Below are 7,739 nucleotides of genomic sequence, written 5' to 3'. Positions count from 1 at the left end.
GATCGATTGCTCGGCCTTCTTCAGGAACGTCTTGACCCGTGAGCGGACCTTCTGATTGCGCAGGCGCTTACGTTCATCTGATTGAATGCGCTTCTGAGCGGACTTGGTATTTGCCAACGGAATACCTCCAACCTTAAATATCGTTATAATGGCCTGTATCGCTTGCTAACGGGTGATTATATCAAAACGCTGAAGGACACGCAACCACATGGCGCAAGTTTCTTCGATCACGGGACGCGGGGCGCGCTGGCGGATGGTGCTCAACACCGGCATCGTCATGCTTGGCGCGGTGCTGAGCCGTCTGCTCGGCGTGATCCGTGACGGCATTATCTCGGAGCGCTTTGGCATCAGGCCGGAGCTGGGCGCATTTACCGCCGCGTTTGCCATCCCCGATCTGTTATATTTTGTGATTATCGGCGGCGCGCTCGGCTCGGCGCTGATCCCGGTCTTTGGTCGGCTGCTGGAAGAGCAGCAGCAGGAGCGCGCCTGGGAGCTTGCCAACACGATCCTGACCGCGTCATTCGTCATCTTCGTGCTGATCGCGGCGCTGGTTGCGGCCTTTGCCCGCCCGCTGCTGGCCTACACTGTCGCCAGCGGCTACGCCGACGATCCCGCGATGCTGGGGCTGACCGTGCATCTGATGCGGCTGATGCTGATTCAACCGCTGCTGCTGGGCCTCGGCGGGCTGATGATGGCGATCCTGCAAACCTTCGAGCGCTTCACGCTGCCCGCGATTGCCTTCAACATCTACAATCTGTCGATGATCGCCGCCGCGCTCTTTCTCGCGCCAATCTATGGCATCGACGGGCTGGCGATCGGCGTGGCGTTCGGCGCGCTGCTCTATTTTCTGGTGCAACTGCCGGGCGTTATCCGCGCCGGTCTGCGCTTCAAGCCGTCGCTGAACTGGCGCATGCCCGAAGTGATCCGCGTAGGCTCGCTGCTCGCGCCGCGCCTGATCGGGCAGGGCGCGCTCCAGCTCAATATTATCGTGATGATCTCGCTGATGAGCCTGATCGGCAGCTCGGCGCAGGCGGCCAATCGCTACGCCTACCAACTGCTGATGCTGCCGCACGGCATCCTCGCGGTCAGCATGGGCACGGTGATGTTTCCGCGCCTGACGCGCCTCTTTGCCGCCGGGCAGCAGGAGGATGCGCGCCACGTATCGATGCAGACGCTCCGCACGGTGCTGTGGCTGACGGTTCCGGCGGCAGCGCTGCTGGCAGTGCTGCATGTGCCGATCCTGCGGCTGCTCTTCCAGCGCGGCGATTTTGGGGCGGAGGCACTGCGGATGACCGGGCGAGCGCTGCTCTTTTACACGCCCGGCGCGATCGGCCTGGCAGGCGCTGAGATCGTGATTCGCACCTTTTACGCGATGGAGGATACGTACACGCCGGTGATCGTCGGCGTGGCGACGATTGTGCTGAACGGGCTGCTGGCCTGGAGCATGATCACCTACTGGCAGCGCGACATCGGTCTGATCGCCCTAGCCTACAGCGCAACCAACATGATCGAGTTTGTGGTGCTGTTCGGCATTCTGGCGCGGCGGCTCCACGGCTTCGAGGCGGCGCATTTCGCGCGCTCCGCGCTGGCGCTCGTCTTTGGCACGCTGGCGCTCGTGCTGGTGCTGATCGCCACTGTGTGGCTGTCGCGGCCCTATGTTCCGGGCGTGACAGCGGATAGCCCGTACGGGCGCGGAGCCGATTTTTTTGTCCTGGCTGGCTGGCTGGCCTGCGTCGGCGGCCTGGGGCTGGCAGCGTATGTCGGGGTTGGGGCGCTGCTGCGCGCGCCTGAGCTGCGCGAGCTGTGGAGTTTAGTACGGCGGCGTCATGCGAGTTGATACGATCATCGTCGGCGGCGGGCTGGGCGGGCTGGCAGCGGCGATTCGTCTGCAAGCGGCGGGGCATCGCGTGCGGCTGCTCGAAAAGAACGAGCGCGTCGGCGGCAAGCTGGGTATCGTCCAGGCGCAGGGCTTCACCTTCGATACCGGGCCGTCGCTGCTCACGATGCCCTGGGTGGTGCGCGAGCTATGGGCCGCCGCAGGACACAGCGCCGACGACGTACTGGAGATCGTGCCCGTCGATCCGGTCTGCCGCTACACCTGGCCCGACGGCACGCGCTGGGATCATCGCGCGGCGCTGCCCGATCTGATTGCCGAGATCAGTCGGCTCTCGCCGCCGGACGCGGTTAATTTCTTTCGCTTCATGGCCTTCGCCGGGCGGATCTATGCCGCGACCTCCGAGCCGTTTTTGCTGTCGCCGTTTCGCGGCTGGCGCGATTTCGTCACGCCGCGCTTTGTCCGCGACGCGCCCGCGCTCGATCCGCTGCATACCGTCGATCAGGCCGTGCGACGCTATTTTCGCTCGCCACACCTGCGGCAGGTCTTCAACCGCTACGCGACCTACAACGGCTCGTCGCCCTACCGCGCCCCGGCGACATTCTGTATCATTCCGTACATCGAGTTTGCCGAGGGCGGCTGGTATCTCACAGGCGGCATGTACTCGCTGGCGCGCGAGCTGCTGCGGCTGGCCGAGGCGCTGGGCGTCGAGATTGAAACCAGCGCCGAAGTCGTCGAGGTGCGCGTGCGCGACGGACGCGCGCGGGGCGTGCGGCTGGCGCAGGGCCGCGATCTGGCGGCGGAGCGGGTGATCGTCAACGTCGACGCGCTGCACGGCCTGCGCCATCTGGTCGCGCCTGAGCAGCGCCGTGTCTGGACCGACCGGCGCATCGATCGGGTCGATCCGTCGTGCTCCGGGTTTGTCCTGCTGCTCGGCACCGACCGCGACTATCCCGATCTGACGCACCACAACATCTTTTTCTCGCGCGACTATCCCGCCGAGTTCCGCGCGCTCTTCGATCTTCAGGTGCCCGCTCCCGACCCGACGATCTATGTTACGGCCACAGTCCGCAGCGATCCGGGCCACGCGCCCACGGGCGGCATGAACCTCTTTGTACTGGTCAACGCTCCGGCTACCAGCCAGCGCTTTCAGTGGGAGCGCGAGGCGCGGAGCTACCGCGACCTGATCGTGCGGGCGCTTGAGCGGCGCGGGCTACCAGAGCTAGGCCAGCATATCCGCTACGAGCAGATCATCACGCCGTCTGACTTCCAAAATCGCACCTATGCCTGGCGCGGCGCGCTCTACGGCTCGTCGTCGAACCAGATGCTAGCGGCATTTTTGCGCCCGCCCATCGTATCGCCCGACGTGCGCAGGCTGTACTTTGTCGGCGGCGCGACCCATCCGGGCGGCGGGATTCCGCTGGTGCTCCTTTCTGGAAAAGCCGTCGCCGCCGCTATCGCTCACGAGCAAACGGTAGAGGGGTAAGCCCGCGTATTTAAACTATTGACATAGCTCGACCGCATAGCCGCACCTCTGCGCGTGTTAACCGATTCTTTACGCTAATATCGTAAAACGACGATGAAAGTCTTGATCTTCAAGATCAAGTATGCTATAACATACAACGTAGCCCTGAGAAGCTATTGGTAAAAGACCATCGTAGGGTTAAGTACAATAAGCTTGTCGTTGCAAGCGGCGAATTCCCAGACGTAGAAAAGTTTGGATGGGATCGACCGTAAATGATGCGAAACGTGAAGCCTGGAGGCTGAACGGGGACCATCATACGTAAGCGCTGGATTTCAAATCGGTTCGCAAGTGCTACGCGGGTAGCCCCGAATGAAACAGTTGCTGTACAAGCAGGGCAAGCATCTCGGCAGCAAAGCTCACACGGCTGACAGATAGAGATGTATAGGTCGTCGTACGAGCGAAGCTTGGGCAGAAAAGCTGGTGGCGAAGCGCCAAAACAAACCGAGCACTGCATCAAGATACTGCGGAGTGAGTAGCTAACTCGATGTGATGTGTGCCAGTAGGCATTCCAGGGCTTCTCTATATTTCACCCGTCGCCGGACGTACCGGGGGCGGGTGATTTATGTTAAGCGCGCCACTTACTGCCAATAAAAGATATACAAGATCGACAAGCCGGTAAAGACCAGAACCAGCGAATAATGTAAATAACCCGCTCCATACCGCATGCGCGTTGTGATCCAGGCCCAGACAAAGCTGGAAGTTTGGGGGTAGAACGTCCGACGATTCTTGAGGCGATACACATCATAATCAACATCCGCGTGATTAGCGTACTTATCTAAAATATCATGATACCGTTCAACGAATTGCATGTAGATCGCTGCATCATAGGGCTTCCCAATATAGGGCGTGAGTTCACGATTAAGCCGTCCTAGCTCTCGTCCGCTGCTCAACATTTTGTCGGCATGAAGCGCATAGTTTTCCGCGCCGAGTAACTGCGAGTAGGCGAGAACCAGCACCGCGAGAAATACTTCAATTGCATTCAGCACCTCAGGAGATGTTCGTAATGGCACATTCATCGCCTGAAATAGCGGGATGAGAATGAGTTCGACAGAGAGTGCTGCTAAAATCCACTGAGAAAATCGTTGGTGGGTGGCAAGACGATTTGCAGCAATATAACGCGCGCGCGTGGTCGTCTCTATTTTCCGATGAAGATCATCAAATGGATGTTGTGCGGATGCCATTTTTGTCGATCCTTGACACAGGCAGGCGGATAATAATGTATTCTAATCGAACCGAAAGCCCTCGTAAAGATCACGCCGTCGCGCATCTTCCATCGAACATTCTAAAGAAAGTAAAGAAAGTCTAGCAGTTTATGCGTGTCTCTTGACATGGCAGGCCTGTTTGTGCTATAAGAGCCGCCTACTTTCTAATCCTTACTAAGGAAGTAGAGAGCAGCGATGCGGCATGGTAGCGTAGTCCTATCAGGCAAAGCCTCCGCCGATCTGCGTCGGCACAATCGAGCTGTCGTCTTAGAGCTGGTGCGGACGCGCGGGCCGATCTCGCGGGCCGAGCTGGCGCGGGTGGGTCGGCTGAGCATGCCAGCGGTGATGGACATCATCGGCGGGCTGGTGGAGGAGGGCCTGGTTCAGGAAGTCGGCGTCGGCCCTTCGTCGGGCGGGCGGCGGCCCATGCTGCTGCAACTGGTGCCCCAGGCGTACTGCGCGATCGGCCTTGAGGTTGGCGCTCACACCCTGACGGCGGTCGTCACCGACCTGAACGCGGCGGTGCAGCGGCGCTTAGAAGTACCTTCCACCATGGCGCAGGGGCCGGAGGCGCTGGCAACACAGCTGCGCGGCACGCTCCACGATGTCTTCGCGCAGCAGATCGCCGGGTTCGGCGGCGTGCTGGGTATCGGCCTGGCGCTGCCCGCGCCGGTGCTCTCATCGACCGCGCTGAGCTTTAGCCCGCCGAGCTATCCCGGCTGGGGGCAGATCCAACTGCGCGAGCTGGTCGCGGCAGAGTTCCAGGTGCCGGTGCTGGTCGACAACGACGCCAAAGCCGCCGCATTAGGCGAACTCCTGTTTGGAGCCGGTCGCGGCGCGCGCAGCATGTTCTACGTGATGGTCGATCGCGGCGTGGGCGGCGCGGCGATCGTCGGCGGCGATCTGTACCGTGGCGCTGACGGCGGTGCGGGCGAGATCGGGCATATGCTGATCGAGCTGGAAGGGCCGCTGTGCGGCTGCGGCAAGCACGGATGCCTTGAGGCATTCGTCGGGCGCGCGGCGATCGTCCGGCGCGCGGTGCGGGCGATTAACCTGGCCGGGCGAAGCGAGCTCGGCGGGCAGCCGCAGGCGAAGCTCAAAACGGAGCACGTGATCGAGGCCGGGATCGCGGGCGATGCCGTGGCGCAGGGCGTGCTGCAAGAAACGGGCAGGTATCTCGGCATCGGCATCGCCAACGTGGTCAACCTCTTCAACCCAGAGCTTGTGGTGCTCGGCGGCTCGACCATGCGCGCCGGGTCGCTGATCCTCGATCCGGTGACGAACGTCGTCAGCCAGCGCGTGCTGCCGGGCATGGCCGAGCGGCTGCGGATCGGCGTCGGCGCGCTGGGGCAGGACGCAAGCGCGATCGGCGCGGCGGCGCTGGTGCTGCGCCAGCTCTTCGTGGAGGGCAGCCTCCTCACGTGAATTTGCCCGGCACCAGTATCATTACACTATTCCCCGATCGAGGCAGGCGGCGTTCGACGAAAGGAGGATGTTTGCAACGCTCCGCCGCTGGATCGCTGATGGTCGTTTGTATCTACAGGAGGAGTAGCAACCTATGTTCCGCACAAAGAAGTGGGCGCTGGTATCGACGCTGCTGATGCTGGCGGCCCTGATCCTGGGCGCGTGTGGCGCTCCGGCAAGCACCGGAACCGGCACCAGCGCCACCACACCCGCCGGAAGCCCGGCTGCCTCAGCCGCACCCTCACCTGCCGAAAGCCCCGCAGCCTCCGCCAGCGCTGCACCTGCCGCGACGACCTCCGCCGGTGGCGCAGGTAAAGTCGAGATCTTTAGCTGGTGGACCGGGCCGGGCGAGGAAGAGGGCAAGCTGGCGATGTACGAGATCTTCAAGCAGCGCAATCCCGGCATCGAGATCGTGGACGCGACCGTGACCGGCGGCGCTGGCGCGAACGCCAAGACCGTGCTTGCCACGCGCATGGCGGGCAACCAGCCGCCGGACAGCTTCCAGGTCCACGCCGGGCAGGAGCTTGTCGGCACGTACGTCGTCGCGGGCAAGATGGAGCCGATCACGCAGCTTTTCAAAGACGAGGGCTGGGACAAAGTGATGCCCAAGCTGCTGCTCGATCAGATCACCTACCAGGGCGAGATCTACTCGGTTCCGGTCAACATCCACCGCTCGAACGTGCTCTGGTACAACAAAAAGATCTTCGACGACAACCAGTTGACGCCGCCCAAGACCATGGACGAGTTCTTCACGGTCGCCGAGGCGCTCAAGGCCAAGAATATCACGCCGCTGGCGATCGGCGGCGGCGATAAGTTCGCCACGCCGCATCTCTTCGAGAGCGTGCTGCTGGCAAGCTTCGGCGCGGACGATTATGCCAAGCTGTTCCAGGACGATACCATGTGGGCCGATGAGCGCACCGCACAGGCGATCGAAACGTTTGGCCGCATGCTGAGCTACGCCAACGCCGATCGCGGCTCGCTCAAGTGGCAGGACGCGGCGGGGCTGGTCTATGACGGCAAGGCCGCGATGACGATCATGGGCGACTGGGCCGAGGGCTACTTCAAGGGCCGTGGCGGCCAGCCCAACGTCGAGTTTGGCTGGGCAGCGTCGCCCGGCACCGACGGCATCTTCATGTGGCTCAGCGACAGCTTCGGCCTGCCCAAGAACGCGCCCAACCGCGACGCGGCTATCGCCTGGCTGAAGGTGGCAGGCTCCAAGGAAGGGCAGGACGCCTTCAATCCCAAGAAAGGCTCGATCCCGGCGCGCACCGATGCCGACCTGAGCCTGTACGACGCGTATTTGCAGTACTCGATCCAATCCTTCGCCAAGGATAAGCTCGCGCCCAGCATCGAGCACGGCGCGGCGGCTCCGACCGACTTTGTCACCGAGTACGAGAATGCGATCAACGTCTTTGCCGCCGACCAGGACGTGCAGACGCTCGTCGATGCGCTGTCGGATGCTGCAAGTCTGATGGGCCAATAGCGCTGGCGGGTGCCGGATGCGCGCGCACCAGGACGTGTCGGCGCGCATCCCGCGCTCCCTGGACGGGGGTAGCACATGCAGCAAGCTCAATCACACGACGTGGTCGTCGCGCCACGTCGGACCAGACGACGGCCCTGGACGATCGACCGCATCGCGCCGCTGCTGATGATCGCGCCGTCGGTGATCGCGATTGCAGTCTTTGTCTACGGCTTTATCGGCTGGACCGGCGTT

Annotated in this window: 5 protein-coding genes; 4 read left to right on the top strand and 1 reads right to left on the bottom strand. The window is 62.4% G+C overall.

The window, feature by feature from the left end; genetic code table 11:
• Positions 1-208 precede the first annotated feature (208 nt).
• Positions 209-1,837, top strand: coding sequence for a murein biosynthesis integral membrane protein MurJ (gene murJ, locus VFZ66_25815; protein HEX6292627.1), 1,629 nt, complete (start codon positions 209-211; stop codon positions 1,835-1,837).
• Positions 1,827-3,320 (top strand): phytoene desaturase family protein, encoded by a 1,494-nt coding sequence (crtI, locus tag VFZ66_25810; GenBank protein ID HEX6292626.1) that lies wholly within the window; start codon positions 1,827-1,829, stop codon positions 3,318-3,320. Before murJ ends, crtI begins: the two co-directional genes overlap by 11 nt.
• Before the next feature lie 617 nt (positions 3,321-3,937).
• On the opposite strand, the gene VFZ66_25805 is transcribed toward crtI, so the two are convergent.
• Complete coding sequence (locus VFZ66_25805; protein ID HEX6292625.1) at positions 3,938-4,540, bottom strand: SLATT domain-containing protein; 603 nt, start codon at positions 4,538-4,540, stop codon at positions 3,938-3,940.
• Between the two features lie 216 nt (positions 4,541-4,756).
• On the opposite strand from VFZ66_25805, the gene VFZ66_25800 reads away from it, so the two are divergent.
• Both VFZ66_25800 and VFZ66_25795 read left to right on the top strand, forming a co-directional pair.
• Positions 4,757-5,986 (top strand): ROK family protein, encoded by a 1,230-nt coding sequence (locus VFZ66_25800; protein ID HEX6292624.1) that lies wholly within the window; start codon positions 4,757-4,759, stop codon positions 5,984-5,986.
• Between the two features lie 133 nt (positions 5,987-6,119).
• The gene (locus VFZ66_25795) at positions 6,120-7,508 is read left to right on the top strand and encodes an extracellular solute-binding protein (GenBank protein ID HEX6292623.1); all 1,389 of its coding nucleotides are present in this window, start codon (positions 6,120-6,122) and stop codon (positions 7,506-7,508) included.
• Positions 7,509-7,739: the final 231 nt, after the last annotated feature.

The sequence above is a fragment of the Herpetosiphonaceae bacterium genome, assembly GCA_036374795.1.
GTDB lineage: Bacteria > Chloroflexota > Chloroflexia > Chloroflexales > Kallotenuaceae > LB3-1.
This window is presented reverse-complemented; position numbering and strand designations above follow the sequence as displayed.

Coding starts and splice junctions, on each gene's coding strand:
- murJ (HEX6292627.1), top strand. CDS start 209: ATGGCGCAAGTTTCTTCGATCACGGGACGCGGGGCGCGCTGGCGGATG.
- crtI (HEX6292626.1), top strand. CDS start 1,827: ATGCGAGTTGATACGATCATCGTCGGCGGCGGGCTGGGCGGGCTGGCA.
- VFZ66_25805 (HEX6292625.1), bottom strand. CDS start 4,540: ATGGCATCCGCACAACATCCATTTGATGATCTTCATCGGAAAATAGAG.
- VFZ66_25800 (HEX6292624.1), top strand. CDS start 4,757: ATGCGGCATGGTAGCGTAGTCCTATCAGGCAAAGCCTCCGCCGATCTG.
- VFZ66_25795 (HEX6292623.1), top strand. CDS start 6,120: ATGTTCCGCACAAAGAAGTGGGCGCTGGTATCGACGCTGCTGATGCTG.